Here is a 19,081-nt window from a genome sequence, read left to right on the forward strand (position 1 = left end):
TTTTCAGCTCGTGATTGGATTCCCCTGCCCTCTCACTTCAATTATCATTTCTAAAGAACGAAAAAGCATAGCTGCCGCTACCAATCTCAATCACAACCGCAGCATCCTCAACCTTTACAGACTTTAGCCCCGAATGATCCTTAACCGGATTCCCGCCTTCAGTCAATCGTTCCAAGCTCGCCCCCGGAAGATAGACGATTGCCGTCGTATTTGCTGGCACTTTAACCATTTGAATGACCTGATTCCCAATAAGTCTCCATTCCGTCACGATTGTACCGTATACAGACTCATATTGGGCCCTTGCGTAAGTTAACCCGCAATCCAAGTCAGGCTTGATCACGATGCGCTTATATCCAGGGAGTGCATGATCTAAGCCTGCAACTCTCCTGTACAACCAGTCCCCGACACATCCGAAAGCATAATGGTTATAAGACACGTTCGTTACCTTGCCATCTGGCATGATTGCCTGCCACGCTTCCCAAATCGTTGTCGCACCTTTCTCAACTTCATAGAGCCAGGAAGGGCACTCTGTTTGATACAACAAACGATATGCCACATCGCTTCGCCCGTTATCGCACAACACATCCAAAAGAAACGGGACGGACAGAAACCCAGTATCCAAACGATTGCCGTTCTCTTCAATCAAGGTAACCAATTGATTTAGAACTAGACTGCGTGCATCTTCCGGGATCATATTCATTTGCAATGCAAGCACGTAAATGCCCTGAAAGTGTGCTTTAAGCCTCCCACTCTCGTCCAAATATTCTTCGGCAAATGCCGTGCGAACCTTACTATTCAATTCCGCATATCTCTGGGCATCCGCATTCCATCCAAGTAACTGCGCAATCTGACTCATCAGTTGTGTCGAATAAGCGTAAAAACAAGTGGATACAAGCTCCTTCGTGGCAAAAGCACTCTGCATCATATCCACGCCTTTACCATCTTTGCTGACGCTCATGCTTGGAATAAGCCAATCCCCGAAATGAAATCCGGTATTCAATAAGTACCGCTGACGCTCTCTTCGCTCAGGAGTCATGGATCCGTCATCGGTTTCCGGCAGTCCGTTATATGCAGACCGTTCAATATAGTTTAACCAACCTGCCATCATAGGATAGTTTTCCTGCAAAACCCTCATATCACCATATCGCTCGTAGAGCACCCAAGGTACGATAATGCAGGCATCTCCCCATCCCGCCGAAGAATCCGTCGACATTAGAGCGACGATTTCTTCATATCCCTTCATATATGGCACAACGATAGGAACCTGTCCATCCTCCCTCTGTTCAACTGCTGCATTGCGCAGCCATCTGGTCAGAAAAGAATTCACGTCGCGATTAAAGCAAGCTGTCGGGGCAAACACTTGTATATCTCCCGTCCATCCCGCGCGTTCCCGCTGAGGACAATCCGTTGGAATAGAGAGCATGTTGCCGACTTGACTCCATTGAATATTAGCCTGCAGCTGGTTAATCCGCTCATCCGAGCATTCGAATTCCCCTGTCGGACGAAGGTCGGAGGACAGCACAACCCCCGTGAAATCGGCTGTATCCAGCGTTCCGGGATATCCGGTTACTTTGACGTAACGAAAGCCATGAAAGGTAAAACGCGGCTCGTAAACTTCCTCTTCCGCCCCTCGAGCCACATAAATATCCGTCTGATCTTTGTATCGTCCGATAATATTGCACAGGAAGTTGCCATTCTCGTCCAGCACTTCTCCATGCTCAAGTTTAATTTCCGTCCCGAATGCTGCCCCGCGCACGCGCATACGAACTCTGCCTGCAATAACTTGCCCAAGATCAACAACCGTTTCTCCTTTAGCCGTATGCAATACAGTAATCGGCTCTATTTCCTGCATGACCCGAACCGGCTCGCCATAAGCGGCGATTAAACAGCCGCGGTCATGCTCCACCTCGCGCACTGCTTGCCAGTTTTTGTCGTCATAAGCTGTCGTGCTCCATCCGGCTATCTCTAAACGGGCATCGTATCGTTCACCGATGAATAGATCGGAATAAACAAGCGCTCCGGTATTCGATTTGAAGCCCCGGTCTGTGATGACCGTTTGTCTCCGACCATCCGCATAATCGATCTCCAACTGCATAAGCAGCGCCAACTTATTACCGTACTGGCAGTTATCGCCCATTAGCCCGACTCTACCCGCATACCAACCGTCCGCTAGCGTCGCTGCGATCACATGATCGCCCTTCGTCAGCACATCGGTTACATCATAAGTCTGGTATTGCAAATAAGCTTGATAGGCTGTCATTTCCGGCGCCAGTTCCTGGTCCCCAACACGAACTCCGTTTAACTCAAGCTCATAGATGCCATGCGCCGTCGCATAGATCCGCGCCCGCTTAACCCCTGGCCCAACCTTAAAGTGCTTGCGAAGTATTGGACAAGGATGAAGGCGCCCGACATCCGTCAGTACTAATCCCTTGGCTCGATCATAAAAGTCCATCCGCGACTCTTCAATCACCGGCTGTTGTTCCGGTTCAATCCATAGCGCGACCCAATCCTCAGGATGGAGCAGCCCTATTTCCCAGAAGGCGACCTCGCTCCAAGGCGATGTCTCCCCCTGATCGTCCCATACCCGCACTTTCCACTCATATCGGCATCTTGATCGAAGTTTAGGTCCAGCATATTCGCAATGGATGGAGCTGTCCGTCAGCACCTTGCCTGTATCCCACATGACATCTTCGCCATCGAAAACGACGATTTGATATCCGGTTTGCGATACTCCGCGACGAACGGAGCTCAGCGTCCAACTAAATCTTGGGATAGCAATATCGATACCTATCGGATTAAACATTGATTCGCATCTTAGCCCTTCAACGACAAGCTCGTTTGAAATTGTCATTTTATCACGTTCCTCTCCCATTAACCCTTAACGGCTCCACTAGCAATCCCCTGAATGAAATGCTTTTGCAGCAATATAAAAAGCAAGATCAACGGGAGAGAACCAATAACCACAGCCGCGAAAATCAACATCCAATTGTTCGAATATTCACTCGTGAACGTAAATAACGACAAAGGAACGTTCCGCATCGCCTTGTTTTGCAGAAACAACATCGGAATGAAGAAGTCATTCCATATAAAAAGACTATTAATAATAACCACAGTAGAAGAAATCGGCTTAATTAATGGAAACAGGATGACCCAAAACAGCCTAAACGGCCCGCAGCCGTCGATTTGCGCGGATTCTTCGATCTCGCGCGGCACCGTCTTGAAAAAAGAAACATATAAAAAAACGGCAAATGATATCCCCATCGCACTATAAATCATGATTGCACCCGCATACTCCCCTATCAGGTGCAGCGCCTTTAATAGCTTATAGAGAGGAATCATAGCGAGCTGAAACGGCACCATAATCCCGGCAAGAAAGTACACATATAACATCGCCGACCATTTCTCCGTTCTTCTTGCCAACGGATAGGCAGCCATTGAACTCAATATGACAATCAAGATCACGGAGGTCGCCGTTATCAGAATACTGTTCATGAACGAATGCCCCAGATTCGCTTGCGTCCAAGCTTTCCAATAATTCGCGAATTGCAGCGAGCTTGGCCAACTTAATGGACTTAACTGCAAATCTATGGGGGATTTCAACGACATAGTCACGACAAGGTAAAACGGAATGAACACCACAATCGACCAGATTAGAAGCACAGCAGGAAGAAACATGCGTTGGACTCTCATATCAGTACTCCACCTCTCTTCTGCGAAGAAGGGTTACCTGGATGAGCGAGAAGATTAGAATGATCACAAACATTAGGATCGCAATCGCATTTGCATATCCCATCTGATTCATACCGAACGCTTGTCTATACAGCATAAGCGCTAAGTTTTCCGTTGCTCCTCCAGGCCCCCCGTTTGTCATTACGAATAAAATATCAAAGAGCTTAAGTCCGACGATCATCGTTACGACCATGTTAACTGTAAAAGCGGGAGCAATGAGCGGAAAAGTAATATGCTTGAATCGGCTTAACGCTCCCGCCCCATCTATATTGGAAGCCTCATACATGTCGCGCGGAATGGATTGCAGTCCTGCAACGTATATAATCATGCTGAAAGCTACCCATTGCCAAATATTGGCGAATATTACGCTATAGATTGCCAGCTTCTTATCTCCAAGCCAGTCCTGTGTCCAATCTGAAAGGCCAATAAATTCTAGAATAGAGTTAATTACGCCAAAAAGCGGATTATACATATAACTCCAGATATATCCGATCGCAAGCGGGCTTAACAACGCGGGAAATAGAAACCACACACGCATAACGCGATTAATCCTTCCCGTACCCTGAAGCCCAAGCGCCAATAAAAGTCCGATTACGTTCTGAAAAACGGTTACTAGAAGCGCGATAATAAAGGTGTTCTTTAACCCGCTCCACACTGCCTTATCCTGAAACATCCTCTGGAAGTTGTCCAAGCCGATGAACTCCATCGTGGAGTCGAGTCCGTTCCAATCGGTCATACTGTAATAAAAGCTGCTAATAACCGGAAAAACCAAAAACAAAGTAAAGATTATAAAAGCCGGCATTAGAAATACACCATCGAACCCTATTCGCTTCATGCTGCCCCTCCTTAAATGCAAGGCGCAAATGCTACCTGCCATTTGCGCCCCCCTGAAACCTTTTATTTTTTCTTACTTGCATTATAGGCTTTATCCATCTTGTCCAGCATATCTGGAATCGAACCCCCGGAGAATATGCCCTGGATGCCTACAAACATTTCCGGCTGCACAGCCGCTGGCCAATTCTGATCCAGGAAGGAGTATGTTCCCGTTTTCAAGCTGGGCTCGATTTCCATTAGAGCCGGATCCAAATTTGGCGTAACATCGGTGAATGCCGAGAACCCTTGAATCGTATCCAAAATGACCTTCATACTCTCCTGCGATGCTACGAAATCCAAATACTTCTTCACTTCATCCGGGTACTTGGTTTTGGAATAACCACCCGCGAAGAGCGCAGGTCCGGTCGAAACCCATACCGGTTCACCTGTCTTAACATAAGGCAAAGGGAACATTCCCCAATCCACATCCGGATTGGCTGCTTTCAATGCTGGCACGAGTGCGTTAAGACTTACAGTCATCGCGATCTTGCCCGCGCTCATTAATTGAAGAATCTGATCATTAGACGTCCCGAGCGCACCCTTGTTAATATAACCCTGCTTATCCAGATCGACATAATCCTTCATCATCTGTTCCCAATTCGAACCGGCAAAGGTTTGTTTCCCTTCAGCCATCTGTTGGTCGAAATCGATATTGTCACGATAAATCGCGGAAGCTGCCATTGCGTAAGGAACCATCTGCGTCACGAATTGATCCTTCAATCCCATTCCGATCGGAATGAGTCCGGCATCCTTCAGCTTTTGGGCGGTTTGAAGAAAAGCTTCCCAATCAGTCGGAAGTTCTAACCCCAGGTCCTTAAATAATTTCTTGTTGTATATAACGCCTATAACATTCTGGCTACGAGGCAGACCATAAACTTTGCCATCGGTGGTCGCTGAACGAAGCGCCCCCGGCGTGAGCCGGCTTACCCAGGGCTGGTCGCTTAAATCGAGTAAATACCCGGCATTGACGAAAGGATCTTTTTTAGTTCCTGCGAAAATGGTGAATATATCCGGGGCATCACCGGAAGCCAGCTTTGTTTTGATAACGGTTTCAAATTGGTCAATCGGAGCGCCTTCATACTCAATTTTAATATTCGGATATTTTTCTTCGAATCTGCGGTTGATTTCTTCCAGATTCATATTCGCGTTATTGATAATATACTGCTTTAGAACAACCTGCTTTTCCCCTGGCGAAGAGGCAGCCCCTGGCGAGGCTTCTTCTCCAGCCGTATTGGAATTTCCCCCACCGCAACCTGCTAATACAATCAGCAAAGCTAAGCAACATGCGGTAATGCTCATTTTTGTACGATTAATCACCTTGGTGACCTCCCCTATATTTGGAACTGTCTTCATTATAAAAGGCGCTCTGTCCTACGGCTTCCGGTTAACTTGTTCATTTCGGGGGGAGGATTTTGCATGATTTCAGATATTCGGACGGCGTTAAGCCGGTATATTTCTTAAATTGCTGGCTGAAATATTTGCTATCCTCGTAACCGACACGCTCACTGACCTGCGATACGCTAAGGGTTTCCAGCTCTAGCAATTGTTTGGCTTGATCGATTTTTACGCGAATTAAATATTCCGAGAAATTCATGCCCGCCTCAGCCTTGAACAGTCGGGACAGATAGCTGACGCTGATATGGTGCTCTGCAGCGAATTGAAGCAAAGAGTCCGTACGATGATAACCATGACGGATCTGACCCATCAGCTTATGGACTAGCTCTCTAGGCTCCTTGCCCGCGCTGCCTAAATTCCACAAAAACTCCAACAGCCATTTCTCTAGTGAGTCTGCCAATTCACTATAGGAGGCAATGCTCATTAGCGTATCCATAATGATTTCCATATCGATATAGGGGGAGCTTCGATCCGGCATTAGCTTAAATTGAAGAGCCGTGAACATATCGTTAACCAGACTACCAATTTCTTTGGCAGGCACTTTCAGTATGCGGATCTGAATGACGATCCGATCTATTTGCGGACGAATATGCTTGAGCTCGCGAGTCGCTATTAAAGCCTCCAGAGCCCGGATTTGATTCCATACGGCGATCATATCTATTGCAGAACACTCGGCTGTCAAATACGTATATGTGCTGCTTTCCAATCGAATTTGCTGCTCCAGCATCTTGACGGCTCGGGCAAAAGCTTCGTGCGGAAGCTCATCATCTTTCTTAAGGACAGCAATGGAGTGCACACTCAGCTCTTGATTTACGTAAGCTGCATGCAATTGCTGAACGCTTTGTTGAATAAACGTCCCCTTAGTTCCTTCATGACTAGGGAACAACACTACTTGGATGTGTGAATTAGGGTAGACCATATGAACCACAAAAGGTAACTCGGCTATTATATCTTTGGTGATCGGCTCGTACGCTACCCACTTATGCGCGGATCGCAAATTACTTATCGCAGAAACCATAATGATCCATTGTCCGGACAATGCTTGGATTTGTTCCGAATGAGGATTGCGGCCCTCCAACTCCCGAATCATTTTCCAATTATCAGCCTTCCGCTTCTCCTCGCGTCGAACGGACAACTGCTCAAGAATAGAGCCCACCGCGGCAAGCAGCGAGTTTTGCTTCCAAGGCTTAACCAAATAATCCCTCACTCCAAGTTGAAGACCAGTGCGCGCATACGCAAAATCATCATAGCCGCTAATAATAATAGCCTCGACGTCGGGATTTAGCTGCTGGATTTGGCGAATCAGTTCCAGACCATCCATTCCCGGCATGCGAATGTCTGTCACAATTAGGTCTGGGCAAAATTGCTTAGCCAATTCTAACCCTTGCAGGCCATTTACGGCGCTATATATAATATGGTCGGGTTCAAATGAATTGAGCAAACATTCGAGCTCTTCCAGTGCTATTGGCTCGTCCTCAACAACTAGAATGTTCATCGTGATTTACTCCTTGTCATGATTCATGTTGTCATTATAGGGGATGTGAATAGAGACGATAGTCCCTATGTGCTCATCGCTTTCCAAATGGAGCCCGTAAGGAGCACCGAACAGCAATCTGATCCTCTTATGAATGTTTAATAATCCAATACCCGACTTCGTCTCCGGTAGTTCATCCATAGAGATGTCGTTATCCTCCAGAACCTCATTAATGGACCTCACCCGATCCGGAGGCATTCCGACGCCCGAATCACTTACCGTGATCATCAATATCAGAGACCCGCTTTCCAGTTCCGGCTGAACCTGAGCGCTAAGCGTGAGGATCCCTCCCTCGACCTTTGGCTCAATTCCATGAATAATAGCATTCTCCACGAGAGGCTGAATAGACAGCTTAATGATTTCGGCACGAAGAAGAGTATCCGGAATGTAACATTCAAATTTCAGCCTATCCCGATAACGGACCTCCTGGATGCGGACATAGTTAAGAACGTGCTCCAATTCTTCCGCCAATGTCACCGGACGATTCCACCCTTTCATGCTATAACGGAACAAATCGGCCAAGTTTTCCGCCATATCCGCAACATCATGTGCTTGTTGCTTTCGGCTTAATGCCTTCATACTATTTAAGGTGTTGAACAGCATATGCGGATTGATTTGCGCTTGGAGCGCCATAAGCTTGGCATCCTTCTGACGGATATCCAGAAGGTATACCCGATGGATCAGCTTATCCACGCTCTCCAACATCATATTGAACACTCTGGATAGTCGCCCTATCTCGTCTTGTTGGCCGCTATCTTCTGCCCGCACCTTGAAATCACCAAGCTCCACGCGCTTCATCGTCTTAATTAATGAAGTTAACGGGCGGCTAATGCCGGCTGCCAGCATATAGGAAGCAGCAGCGATAACAACCAAAGTAATGATTCCCAGAAGAAGGATCAGGCTGCGGATTTTATCGGATTGATTAACAACATCCTTATTGGGCGCGAGAGCCAGAAGTGTCCACTTGTTATAGTTCGACTTGTTCTTGGAGAACAGATAACGGATTTCCGACCATTTCACGCTCCCTTCCTGATGCGTGAGCACGGATTCCAGCTCGTTAGGCAGCTTCTTTCCAGTCAATAGTTCCTCGCTGTCATACATGATATTCGCTTCAGAATCAAGCAGCATATATCGTAGAGGTAGATCTCCATCCTCTTTAGCAAGAGTCGCTTTAAACAACGTGGATTTCATCACTTGCGCCTGCATGTCTATTTTCAAATACCCTAGTTTTTTCCCCTCAGAGAAATCATTAATGGGACGAATCAAGGAGAACACCTGCTGAGGATTGCGTAATACCGTAGATTCGGGTCCCGTCGGCCAGTAGATAAAGGGATCCGCCTTTCCTTCACGTATCTTTGAATACCAGGGTTCTTGAAGTATGCTATAGTCACTAGAGATCCCTGAGCCTTTGGCAATGCTGAATACCCGGCCGTCATCAGCAAACAAATAGACACCTTGTATATACGGCCACGGGGAGGTGAATTGAACCATCCGGGACATCATTTCGTTATTGTCATACTGCACGCCATACTCGGAAGAAGATTGTCGTAATATACGTTGAATAATCGGATCACTGAAAATGGCCAGAGAAAGCCTCTCCATATCCTGAAGGTAAAGTTCCACGGTTGTCGTCATCTGCGCAAGCGATGTATGGACCAGTTCCAACGTCCGGCTGGTGTACTCTCTCTCTGTGTGAACATAGGTTAAGCCGCCCAAACCAAAGATAGCCACGAAAAACAAAAGCGTAAATGTCCCTGCTATCTTGTTCTTCACCCGCCAATTGTTCCAATTCACAATCCTTCCTCCTCGCTGTACCCCTATCATCGCTTTTAGTCAATTCAACCTATAAAACAAGAGAATAGCATACATCATTACACAGAGGAAATGGAAGTGAACTAGTAACCATAAGATTAGTTTTAAATAGAAAGCGGCAGTCTTTAACATGCTACTCCTGTTAAAGACTGCCGCTTTGTTTTAATCTGTATTAATCTGTCTACATCATAAGTTTATTTAGATAACAATCTCGAGATGATTACGACTGCTTCGGCCCGCGTAGCCGAGAGATTAGGTTTAAAGCTGCCGTTGGATCCAATTACGATTCCTTCGTTTAAGGCTAACGCAACCAAATCGGTTAAAGAATGAGGAATGGCTTTCGCATCATTGAATTGCGTCAGTGTCTTGTCTAAATCTATTACGTTGGTATAGCCTTTGACATTCTTCAGCACCCTTGCGGCAATGGCGGCCATTTCAGCCCGGCTAATGACTTCGTTGGGAGCGAACCGGTTATTGGTACGTCCGGAGATAATGCCGGCTTTTAACGCCGCCGCTACTGCGGATTGATACCAGTCGTCTGATTTCACATCACTGAACGTTAAACCAGCTACCGACTCCTCTTCCAAGTGGAATGCCCTTACGATCATTGCCGTAAACTCCGCGCGAGTTACCTTATCGTTCGGAGCAAAATGACCGTCCCCGCGACCTTCCGCAATTCCCTTAGCCGCAGCGATTCCAATTGCTTTCCCAGCCCAAGCTTGCACGCTGGCAATGTCGTTGAAATCCACCTTATTTTCAACAACAACATAAGTCGAAAAAGTTCTGCGCTCGGCTTCAAAGTATTTCGTCGCCGGGTTGTAATTACCGCCGTAATACTCCAGCTTCCCATCGATCACTTTGGCAAGCACAAGCAAATCAGTATCTACGCCCGCTACGCTTGCAATCGGCAGTTTGACGATGACAGGCACCGTAAACTTCATTTTGCTATTCGCAGTGTTAATAAATTCAAAATCATAAACATCCGAAACTACCTTCTGATGCGTAACATCCGTTGCAATAGCTGGCGCCTTCTTGTTCATATGCAGAGTCGTACTCCCATTAAGTTGATTAACATCAACCGTTATTATGACCCCGTTTAACTTAATGGAAATCGAAGCAAAGCCCGAATCTTTCATTTTTTGAATAAAATCTGCACCTATCTTTATTTCGGCATTAGGTGAGGACTGTTCGCCTAAATCAAGAGTTACTGCTACTCTAGCAGGCTCGGCTTTCGGATAATACTGGGCTAATTGAGCGTTTAGTTTAGCAGCATTGCTAGTAACAGTTGCGAATACGTCATTAAATAGATTTGCATTCAGATCGAATGTTGACTTATCGCCATTCAGCTTAGCTAGATTAGTAATCTTAATTATAGATTGCTTTTCGATTGCGGCTTCAACAGCATCTGTTGCTTTGCTTTGAGAATTCAACTCTTTAAGCGTAGCCTCTATTTCTTTACTTGAAGCAGACGCAATGCTTAGCTCTAAAACAACAATTGGCATCGTTGGTATAGTCGACGAAGATGTTGATGATGGCGGTGTTGGATCCTGCGTAAAAATTAAGGTTGTAACCAACCCTGCCGGAGCTCCTGTGCTCCGATTTGCTGCTATACGCACAAGTAACGTATGGCTGCCGGTTAGGTCTAAAGCATTAAAGTTTTCCGCATTGTACATTACATAGTTTGCGTCATCCAGCTTGTATTCCATCGCTGTTGTTAAGCCCGTCACCGTATTCGTGACATCATCCAAGGTCACATTAGGAGCAGCAGGCGTCGCCCGTATTGGATTGTATACCTCCAATTCCGATATGGCCATTTCTAACCCGGTCTGATTGGGACCGTCCGGCTTCACGGCAACAACTCGAACATACCTGGCCTTCGTCTCAGCGATCGTATTATCGCTTGTTCCCGAAGTAAATCCTGTAACTTGCTTCACCGTTGTGAAGGTAATCCCATCTGTCGACGTTTTAATATCAAATTCTGTCGCATACCAGTTACTCGGCATTTTCACGACGATTCTGTCCACGCTATGCTTGGCACCCAAATCTACTTGCAGCTGCCATAAATGTTGACCGTTCGCAAATGCAGACGTAGCTGAATCTCCATCAACCGCTTTGTTTGCTTCAAATCCAGGCCACATGCTGGCCGTGCTTCCATCCGCAAAAAAGGCCTTTGCCGGTTGGTTTAATGCCAGATTCTCGCCCGGTCTTGGCATGGGATCTGTCGGCTCTGTCGGTCCTTCGCCTTCACTTAACTCACTGCTTATGGTTACAGGCGCCGAATAGGCGTAGACACCCATATACCCTGCCGACGTAACTTTACCTACTCCGTTATCGATTAGATCGATAATTTTCCTACTGTCTACATACACGACGAGCCTTACGCCCTCTGCCATGTTCTTTGCTCCGAACTGCACCAGATGTTTCTTATCCATCTCGAACACGTTGTTAGGCAACGTTCCTTCGCTTCCTATAATCCCGTCAATATTACCGTAAAATACAGTACGTACGCCGTCATTGAATCTTTGCAGTTCGACTTCTCCCGGTTTGAAAACGAGAATGTACCCTTCGTTCGCAGCATCCCATACAGCTTTATCCGCTAATTTTTGTCGAATACTAATGGCCGGCCATTCAACGCCACCCGCAGAAGCGGATTTCATATTAAATTCAAGCAGCTCATTTTGGAACGTCCTGCCGCTATAAGCAGTAGAACCATTACTTATCGTAATACTTCCATCTGCCCCATCTTCAACTCCGACTCCGCCCTTATACCAGTTGTCAAAATCGGCGATTTCATCAACGATGTTATACAAAGCCGGTACTGCTCCCAATGTAACCGGTGCCGAATAAGCGTAGACGCCCATATACCCTGCCGAAGTCACTTTACCTGCTCCGTTATCGATCAGATCGATGATCTTCCTACTGTCTACGTACACGACAAGCCTTACACCCTTTGCCGTGTTCGTTGCGCCGAACTGCACCAGATGTTTCTTATCCATCTCGAATACGTTGTTGGGCAAAGTTCCCTCGCTTCCTACAATCCCGTCAATATTGCCGTAGAATACAGTACGTACCCCGCCATTGAATCTTTGTAATTCGATTTCACCCGGTTTGAAAACCAAAATATACCCTTCGTTCGCAGCATCCCATAAAGCTTTATCCGCTACTTTTTGACGAATGCTGATCGCTGGCCATTCAACGCCACCCGCAGAAGCCGATTTCATATCGAACTCCAGCAATTCATTTAAGAAGGTCTTCCCCGTATACACGGATGAGCCATTGTTGATGACAAGGCTTCCTTCCAACCCATTCTTGGTAGAAGCTCCATCCACATTCCAATGATCGATATCGGCGATTTCGTTATTGAGACTATAACCTCTAATGAGGGATTCTGGTGATTCTTTCGTAACGAATACTTTCCATGTTTTACTGAAGGTCCCTTCGTCATCTTGTACGACATAAGTGACCGTCTGGCTGAAATTCCTTGCCTCGGTAAGATCGGAAGTACTATAGCAATCCTCCGACACCTCTGCATCCGGGATCAGATTTGTAATATCTATATCTTCTTTTACGGTTATCAGTATTTCTTTCGTGCCGTTGTTCATCGTTGTTTTTAACTGTCCAGGCAGATTGAATTTAGTAAAGTCACATGCTGCCGGTACCGCGTCGAACTTCAGATTCGGATTCCAATTCACATTACTCAAATCTGCATTATCATCTGCATGAACGACAAAACGAACACGATCTCCTTTGAGTATCTTCAAATAGAGTTGATTACTGATCTTTTCTCCTGGAGATACGGTCTTTGGTCCCCACACGACAACATCATTTTTATAAACGCTTGCGGTAACCGTAGCACCATTGCTGAGATCCGGAGCAGGAACCGGCACTGTCGTTGGATTGTATACTTCCAACTCCGATATGCCCATTTCTAGCCCAGTCTGATAGGGACCATTCGGCTTCACGGCAACGACTCGAACATACCTGGCTCTCGTCTCGGCAATCGTATTATCGCTTGTGCCCGAAGTGAACCCTGTTACTTGCTTAACCGTTGTGAAGGTAGTCCCATCCGTGGACGTTTGAATATCAAATTCTGTGGCATACCAGTTCCCCGGCATTTTCACGACAATTCTACCTACCCTATGAATGCCACCCAAATCCACTTGCAGCTTCCATAAAAATTCACCGTTCGCGAACGCAATGGTATCCGCTTTTCCGTCAACCGCCTTGGACGCTTCAAATCCTTCATACATGGTGGCACTGCTGCCATCCGAGTTATAAGCTGTTGCCGGTTGGTTTAATGCCAAGTTCTCGCCCGGCCTTGGTGTCGCATCTGTCGGTTCTCCGCTTACCTCCCCGTTGCTTATCACATCAGACAGTCTCGCGTATCCCCTCGTTGATGCAGTCCATTCCTTGCTTGAATTGCCGTCTTGGTCCAATGTTGGCCAAGAGCCTTGAAGATGGCTTGTAAGAGGCGAAAGATCCCAATAAGCTGGTTCTAGTCCAGCATTGTTAATGATCGCTTGTGCTTCAGTCGGCCAATTGCCATCCGTTATAGTCGTATTGTTAGTTAAGGTGCAGTTCGTGCACGCATTGGCCATATTCGCCGTATCAGAGTAATTATCATGAACGGTGTTGTCATGGATCGTACCTGTCCACATGGAAATCCATCTTCCCGTTTGCTTAACTACGTTGTGGTGAATATTGAAATAGGCGCTTCCTTCATCCGGATAAATTCCCCAGCCTCCATATGATCCGTACATATTTTGCAAATAGTTTCCGCTTATCGTTGAATTCGGCTGAGCACTTAACGTGTAAATGCCTCCACCGTCTCCAAGAATATTCATGAGATCGTGAACGTAATTGTTCGTGATTTGATTATTTTGCGCATAGGAATTCGTTCCCCAGCCCCAGCCTTGAGAAATACCCGAATAAGGCAAGTGGGATACCTCGTTATGCGTAATCGTAGAGTAGCTGGTATACCCTCCAAAGATACCTACTGCGTCAAAATATTCTGCACCTGCGCGTGTAATGTAATTATTCGCAATGGTGTGATGGGTATTGCGCTCCCTAATGTCAGTTGGGTTAACAACGTTAGGTGTAATCTCGCCGATCCGAATTCCGCTTGCGGATATATCCTCGAATACATTGCCGACAATTGTGTTGTTCTGGCTTCCATATTCGAAAACCAAGCCAATCCCGCCTAAGTGGGTAAACGTATTGCGCTCCAATGTTACAGATTTCGCTGCACGGAAGGTGACGTTACCCGGCGTATTCGTTAAATTTTGAGTAGCGGCTGTATGAACTCCCGTATAAGTAAATCCAGCCTGAAGCGGAACATATCCGTCATTTGTACTCGGCTGCATCCAAGTCGCGTAAGCGAACGTAAGACCGATAATACGCACGTTGTGAATCGGAGTATTCAGCGTTCCCGTTCCGCTGAGCAGCGTTTGCAAAGTCGGGGCGACGACTTCTGCCGAAGCCATGCTTTCTCCTGCACGCGGTTTGTAATATAAGTAACCTGCCGTCCGATCCAAGTACCATTCGCCTTCGGAATCCAACAACTCATAGGCATTCTCGAGCCAGGCAATAGATTTGATTCCTGGGGTATCGCTTAATTGCGAGTTGTTCCAGCAGTTGTTTTGCATCGTAATGGTCGTTCCTACAATCGATGAAACCGGACAGCGGAAGTTTTTCCAAGCGTTAAAGCTAACCACTTCTATTTGGTTTTGATTCCCCCAGCTGGCCATCGTTGCATTTGGTGCAATAAAGCCCGTAGCCGTTTTCGTGAAACCGTCAGGATTATGCTCGCCTTGCGCTCGTGTCGCCCGAACCCCGTTCACATATAGCTGCCGAGTATTCAGCGTTGTGCCGACATTAGAGCGGTAAATATTTTTCTCAAAGTCTGATAAACTCCAGCCCGAGATCGTTTGTCCTCCGCTAAGTATCGGCGTTTCATCCGGATAGGCTTGATAGATGACGTCAAAGCCACCTGTACCGGAGTCTAGTTGAGTCAGTTGAAAAGTTGACGATAAGTTATACGTTCCATCGCGTAAATATACGACAATGTCTCCAGTCATATTGGTATTCATTGTACGTACCTTGGCTTGAGCACCAGTAAGAGAACAAGGAGCTTCTATGGAGCATGTACTCCCGCTTCCTGTGGGCGATGCGAAAAGGGATGTTGCTGTTGTAGCTGCAGCTGAGCTTTGAGGAAACGAAGAAAGGGACATTAATAATGTAGAGCAGCCAAGCACCAAGCTCATTAATATCTTAAAAGCCTTCATTTATACCATTCCTCCAATTCATATTTAAAATCACTTTTTGTAAGCGTATTCATAAAACTGAGGACAGAAGGCAAAAGTCTTTGCTAGAGTTGCTTCGATACAATCGAACGATGAGGATATAGGCGCTGCTACTACCAAAACAATAAAAATGTGGCGTTAACCGCTGCACACATTTTCATTGTTTTCTCTCGATAGAATCTACCGATTTTTCCCCCTACCAAGAATAGGTATCGTTTCTACGTATAGTCCATCACGGAAAGCGTACATCTGATCCGCCAAGTTAATCGGAGGACAAATATGATTCGGAATGATTTCCACGACATCTCCGATTCGCAATTCCGAAGCCCCATCCACATACACTGTTCCATGCTCTTCCGAGAGCGAACGAATGCTTGCTTCAGGATGACCACATATTTGTCCGTAACCCCCTTGTTTATATCCATCCTGCGACAGGGTTTTACTCCCCGCATCAATGATGATGCGCTCTCGCGTTGGATGAGCTACGACAGTAGCCATAACTCGGACCGCGCACTCTTCCTCTGTGGCACCGCCAACACCCATAACGTAACGATCATTGAATGCATACATACCCGGACGCATTTCCGTCGCAAAAGGAATTTCTTTAATAAAACGGGCAGTAGCCGTTGCACCAATGCTAATCTCTTCTATATAAATACCTTTTTTCTCTAAAGCTTGCTTAGTCTCATTCATCATTTCAGCATCTTGAATGGCGATCGCTTTAACATCCTCGTCACTGTCTTTGGCATAGGCTTGCCCCGTATGGCTCATAACTCCCTTAATATCTAGAAAAGGAAGCGCGGCAATCCGTTCAATATGAGAGACGCTATCCAGAGGACTGCGTCCCATGCGCTGCAGACCGGTGTCTATGTCCACATACACTGGAATTTTGCATTTGCGATGCTCGCCTACCTGGTTAATTCCTTTGGCAACCTCGATATCATCGAGTGCCACGGTTAGCTTGCATCGATTAAGCAAGGCATGAAATCGTTCGAGCTTTGTCCTTCCGATCAGAGGGAAAGCAATTAGAATATCTTCAATACCGTGGTCGGCCATTACCTCTGCCTCGCCAAGCTTTGCGCACGTAATTCCCGTTGCTCCCGCATCCAATTGCATCTGCGCGATCCGTGGACTTTTGTGCGTTTTGGTATGGGGTCTGAGCTTAACTCCGGCTTCCGCAGCCAACTGCGCCATTCTCTTAATATTCCGTTCCAATATATCCATATCTACCGCTAGGAACGGGGTATCGCCGAGCAACCCTTCATCGCGTACAAACATACAATCACATCCTGTTCACATTATCCTTGAGACAGCGTGCCAGCAAATTACGAGTGATCTGCTGCACCCTTGAATCCGGCCCCTGTACCCGGCTAAACGTACCCGAGGCCGGAATATGTCCGGGCGGGTTACTTAATCCCTCTCCCCACCATATCGTCCCTGCGTTGAATACCCAATTGTTTCTAGGTCCCGGGTATATAGTTGCCGCATGTTTGGCGTCGCCAAATGTGTGACTACCATCCGCATTGTCCCGAACTTCATCCGCTATTCCGATCAGCTCGCTATGGGCTAGAATTTCCAAGCCTTCTATTTCCTTGAGCGGCAAACCATGATACTCCCAACCGATCAACCCAGGGATGCTGTCACCCGACTTCATGCCTGTGCCCTCGAACACCCAATGCTCCGGATTTACGACCGTCCAATCTCCATATCCTGAAGCAAACGATGCCGCCCCCATCAATTCATGCTCATCCATAAACCGCTTCCGGCGCGCAAATGAACGAAACGGTGCTCCCTCGTCCCCGTATGGGATAATCTCGTGATATACGGCGTTCCCTGAAAGAAAGAGCAAGCTGACTCCTGCATCACGAGCATTGCACGCATGTTCATACATTTCCCTCGTCCAATATTCATCGTGCCCCGAAGATATGAATACTTGACACTTATCTAATAAACTAGCATCTCTATGAAGATCGAGATTGGAGCAGTACGTGACGTCATATCCTTCTGCCTCCAGCCAGTAAGCCAATGGAAACTCCCATAGGAGAAATTCACCGGAGCCGCCGGATAACGGCGAATCGACGACTTGAAAGTATTTGCTGTACGGACGATCAAAGCTGACCCGGACATTCGGACCGGTATACCAAGGCTCGACCCCATCATCATAGATCGAGCTCGTTCCCGGCCATTTGTTATACGCCTGCCAAGTCAGATCGCTCACTTGAACGAGAATTTCTGTCTTCCGTTGCTGCTTCACCACAAAAGTGATGTAGCTCTGGGCGCCCAACATTACATTCCGGGTCAGCTTCGCCAAGTAAACGCCACTGACCCATTCGTCAGGAACCTGCAAGGTCACAGATGGCCGCCATTTGCACTCCCGGAGCCTCTCTACCGACTCCATAGGAACTGTCTGTTCTTCTCCATCGAACGTCCCCAGACGTAATAGATGTCGACCGCCTGTTCCACCGTAATATCCAAGTCTATAAATATCCACTGTGAACGAACAAGCAGGGGACGTGCTTATCATGAAGTCAATGCTCTCCCCAGGGTAAACGCTTGTAAGGGAAGCGTACCCTTCAATAACAGCGGAACGAGCACCATGGATCAGAGAGGTTCCATGATTATGATCTATTTCCGTATAATCAAATTGATACTGGTTAAGCTGCCAGTTCAACGTTCCGGGCATTGCATTTTCCTTTACTGTTATGTTTTCCATGATCGTTCACTCCACATAGCTATTTATTCACTTCATATTTTCAGAAAATTGATCGATGAGAATGGCTCGGCATGGTGTTCCGCAAACACCGGGTATATTCAAAGGAAGCGAAATTAAAGTGAAAATTCCTTTGCCTACTCCACGCAAGCTAATTAGTGGAGCTAAAAGCAGCCGATCCTCGGCAAAGAATAGTCGATTGAGAACTCCATCGTCATTCCTCGGGTCCTGTACACAGGGTATATCGAGCCCGAGCAGGCTGAAATTCTGACTAACAACCCATTCCATCGCTTCCGGGAGAAAGAAGGGACATTCCGTAATAAAGCGAGGATCGTCCCAATACCGTTCCCAGCCGGTTGCAACTAGAAGAGCGTCACCCGGACGGATATCAGCTCCCGTTGCCTCGATTAGTTCAGCTGCCGTAATCGGTTCTAGCGGTTGTTTGTCCTTTAGCTGAGCGACGACTGCCCGATTAACGAATCGGTTCACTGGGACGTCGGCAATTTGCTCGCGATCGGCAAACAGATGATCGGCGGTCTCAATATACGTACCAGCCAGCGTGTGTAAGCTTAAGCGATGACCCTTCCAGCCCTCTGCTTCCAGAGAAGCAATGGGCTCGACCTCTACACTAGGAAGCGGATCGCCATATGACCACATCCCTGTTCGAATCGGCCCTGTGATATCAAGAACACGCATATTGTGAACCTTCTTTCTATAGCCTAACTC

General features: G+C 46.9%; 10 protein-coding genes. All 10 read right to left on the bottom strand.

Annotated elements, in window-relative coordinates:
• Positions 1–37: 37 nt before the first annotated feature.
• A complete protein-coding gene (locus KCTCHS21_RS29305) occupies positions 38–2,851 on the bottom strand; it encodes an alpha-L-rhamnosidase (protein ID WP_130616020.1) in 2,814 nt (937 codons plus the stop codon).
• Positions 2,852–2,871: 20 nt separating this feature from the next.
• On the bottom strand, positions 2,872–3,690 hold the full coding sequence (locus tag KCTCHS21_RS29310; RefSeq protein WP_130616021.1) for a carbohydrate ABC transporter permease: 819 nt from the start codon (positions 3,688–3,690) through the stop codon (positions 2,872–2,874).
• Position 3,691: 1 nt separating this feature from the next.
• A complete protein-coding gene (locus KCTCHS21_RS29315; RefSeq protein ID WP_157994149.1) occupies positions 3,692–4,564 on the bottom strand; it encodes a carbohydrate ABC transporter permease in 873 nt (290 codons plus the stop codon).
• Between the two features lie 62 nt (positions 4,565–4,626).
• On the bottom strand, positions 4,627–5,919 hold the full coding sequence (locus KCTCHS21_RS29320; protein ID WP_157994150.1) for an ABC transporter substrate-binding protein: 1,293 nt from the start codon (positions 5,917–5,919) through the stop codon (positions 4,627–4,629).
• A 76-nt stretch (positions 5,920–5,995) separates the two neighbouring features.
• Entirely contained in the window at positions 5,996–7,492 is a 1,497-nt protein-coding gene (locus KCTCHS21_RS29325; protein WP_130616024.1) for a response regulator transcription factor, read from the bottom strand.
• A 6-nt stretch (positions 7,493–7,498) separates the two neighbouring features.
• Entirely contained in the window at positions 7,499–9,325 is a 1,827-nt protein-coding gene (locus tag KCTCHS21_RS29330; RefSeq protein WP_162309403.1) for a cache domain-containing sensor histidine kinase, read from the bottom strand.
• A gap of 212 nt (positions 9,326–9,537) precedes the next feature.
• Entirely contained in the window at positions 9,538–15,627 is a 6,090-nt protein-coding gene (locus KCTCHS21_RS29335) for an S-layer homology domain-containing protein (protein WP_130616026.1), read from the bottom strand.
• Positions 15,628–15,825: 198 nt separating this feature from the next.
• Complete coding sequence (locus tag KCTCHS21_RS29340) at positions 15,826–16,923, bottom strand: alanine racemase (protein ID WP_130616027.1); 1,098 nt, start codon at positions 16,921–16,923, stop codon at positions 15,826–15,828.
• A gap of 4 nt (positions 16,924–16,927) precedes the next feature.
• On the bottom strand, positions 16,928–18,358 hold the full coding sequence (locus KCTCHS21_RS29345) for a N,N-dimethylformamidase beta subunit family domain-containing protein (RefSeq protein WP_130616028.1): 1,431 nt from the start codon (positions 18,356–18,358) through the stop codon (positions 16,928–16,930).
• Between the two features lie 27 nt (positions 18,359–18,385).
• On the bottom strand, positions 18,386–19,051 hold the full coding sequence (locus KCTCHS21_RS29350; RefSeq protein WP_130616029.1) for a cyclase family protein: 666 nt from the start codon (positions 19,049–19,051) through the stop codon (positions 18,386–18,388).
• Between the last annotated feature and the right edge of the window lie 30 nt (positions 19,052–19,081).

Origin of the sequence: Cohnella abietis (assembly GCF_004295585.1) — a bacterium.
Taxonomy (GTDB): domain Bacteria; phylum Bacillota; class Bacilli; order Paenibacillales; family Paenibacillaceae; genus Cohnella; species Cohnella abietis.

What these genes read in the sequence shown, in the direction of transcription:
- KCTCHS21_RS29305 (WP_130616020.1), bottom strand. Translation starts at nt 2,851, where the DNA reads ATGACAATTTCAAACGAGCTTGTCGTTGAAGGGCTAAGATGCGAATCA.
- KCTCHS21_RS29310 (WP_130616021.1), bottom strand. Translation starts at nt 3,690, where the DNA reads ATGAGAGTCCAACGCATGTTTCTTCCTGCTGTGCTTCTAATCTGGTCG.
- KCTCHS21_RS29315 (WP_157994149.1), bottom strand. Translation starts at nt 4,564, where the DNA reads ATGAAGCGAATAGGGTTCGATGGTGTATTTCTAATGCCGGCTTTTATA.
- KCTCHS21_RS29325 (WP_130616024.1), bottom strand. Translation starts at nt 7,492, where the DNA reads ATGAACATTCTAGTTGTTGAGGACGAGCCAATAGCACTGGAAGAGCTC.
- KCTCHS21_RS29335 (WP_130616026.1), bottom strand. Translation starts at nt 15,627, where the DNA reads ATGAAGGCTTTTAAGATATTAATGAGCTTGGTGCTTGGCTGCTCTACA.
- KCTCHS21_RS29340 (WP_130616027.1), bottom strand. Translation starts at nt 16,923, where the DNA reads ATGTTTGTACGCGATGAAGGGTTGCTCGGCGATACCCCGTTCCTAGCG.
- KCTCHS21_RS29345 (WP_130616028.1), bottom strand. Translation starts at nt 18,358, where the DNA reads ATGGAAAACATAACAGTAAAGGAAAATGCAATGCCCGGAACGTTGAAC.
- KCTCHS21_RS29350 (WP_130616029.1), bottom strand. Translation starts at nt 19,051, where the DNA reads ATGCGTGTTCTTGATATCACAGGGCCGATTCGAACAGGGATGTGGTCA.